The 1,716-nt window shown below is 40.5% G+C and carries 2 protein-coding genes; one reads left to right on the forward strand and one right to left on the reverse strand.

Annotation, left to right across the window (positions count from 1 at the left end; genetic code table 11):
- A partial coding sequence (locus tag WBJ10_RS14460) for a DNA polymerase III subunit gamma/tau (RefSeq protein ID WP_424291516.1) occupies nt 1-1,103 on the reverse strand: 1,103 nt, incomplete at its 3' end.
- 493 nt (nt 1,104-1,596) lie between these two features.
- On the opposite strand from WBJ10_RS14460, the gene WBJ10_RS14465 reads away from it, so the two are divergent.
- The coding region (locus WBJ10_RS14465; RefSeq protein WP_424291518.1) for a 30S ribosomal protein S6 at nt 1,597-1,716 on the forward strand (120 nt) is incomplete at its 3' end.

The following is a 1,716-nucleotide window of genomic DNA, read 5'->3' on the forward strand; positions in this document are numbered from 1 at the left end:
AGATTGAGTATGGAGGGCAGATGACAGAGCTTTATTAGCGCCAACTCAACCTGCAGGCGCTGGTTCTTACTCGTTTTATAGTTTAAGTCGCATTGATTAGTGATGTTCAATGCAGAAAACAGAAAAGATGCGGTAGAGGCTTGCGATTGAACATTATATTTTTCCCTGATTCCTTCACTAACTTCAAGTAATTTTAAGGTAGAAGGATCTTTCGAAACCAGTAGATTTCTAAAATGTGACGCCAGTCCGGTGATAAAATGGTTTCCGTCAAAGCCATGGCTTAGTATCTCATCGAAAATAAGTAAGCATGCCGGAACATCCTCTGCTAATATCGCGTCAGTGAGTTTAAAATAATAATCGTAGTCAAGTATGTTGAGATTATCGATTACCGCTTTATAGTTTACATTTTTATTCGAAAAGCTTACGATCTGGTCGAACATCGACAAAGCGTCGCGCAAACCTCCGTCTGCTTTCTGGGCAATCAGATGGAGTCCATCCTGATCAAAGCTTACACCTTCTTTAACGGCAATTTCCTGCAAATGAAGGGCCATATCATCCACTTTAATTCTGTTAAAGTCGAAGATCTGGCATCGGGACAGAATCGTAGGAAGAATTTTATGTTTCTCTGTAGTAGCAAGGATAAAAATTGCGTAGGAGGGAGGTTCCTCAAGCGTTTTCAGGAATGCATTAAATGCAGCCTGAGAGAGCATATGCACCTCATCTATAATATAGATCTTGAACTTTCCTGCCTGCGGCGGGATCCTTACCTGCTCGATCAGGCTCCGAATATCGTCCACCGAATTGTTTGAGGCGGCATCCAGCTCATGAATGTTAAAAGAATTTCCGTTTTGAAAGGATACGCAGGAGTCGCAAACACCGCAAGCTTCCGCTTCCGGGCTAAGGCTTTGGCAATTTATTGTTTTAGCGAGGATCCTGGCACAGGTAGTTTTACCTACTCCACGTGGTCCGCAGAAAAGAAATGCCTGAGCGAGCTGATTATTAACGATGGCATTTTTCAGCGTTCCGGTGATATGCTGCTGGCCCACAACGGTTTGAAAGGTTAGGGGCCTGTATTTTCTTGCTGAAACTATGAAGTTATCCATCGGCTCCTAAATTAGAAAGAGGAAAGGCGTAAACCAAACTTAGATGGAGTTTTTTATTAAATGGTATAAGTAACAAATTGTGACATGGTGATTCTAATTTCCGGGATGCGGATGTACTGGCCTGGAAACCTGGTGGAGCATACTAAGATTAAGGCACTATGAAGGTGCACAAATACCTAGAACTGGGGATACCGGCGTTGACTTGTAAGTCGCATATTTGCATTAAGAAAAATTCGGAATGAAAACTTTTAACAAATATCTGAAATTCACTATTGGCTTCATTGTATTCATAGTTAAGAAAAATACAATGTAGTTTTTCTTATTTCCTCTTTTCTTCCAGCTACACGAATTGCCTCTATCGGGCTTATTCTTCTCTATTATTCTGAGAAAACCATTTGATAAGAAGAAAATTATATCTATTTTTGCATCCCGCTTTGAAGCCTGTTCAACAGTCTTTATGGGATTATTAATTATAAAAAAACAAACAGCAACAATGCAACAGTACGAAACAGTGATCATTCTGACCCCGTTGTTATCTGAAGAAGCTGCGAAAGAGGTTTTAACCAAATTCGGAAAGCTTATGACTGATAACGGAGCCGAAATTGTCCATGAA

This window comes from Daejeonella sp. (assembly GCF_049655485.1).
Taxonomy (GTDB): domain Bacteria; phylum Bacteroidota; class Bacteroidia; order Sphingobacteriales; family Sphingobacteriaceae; genus Daejeonella.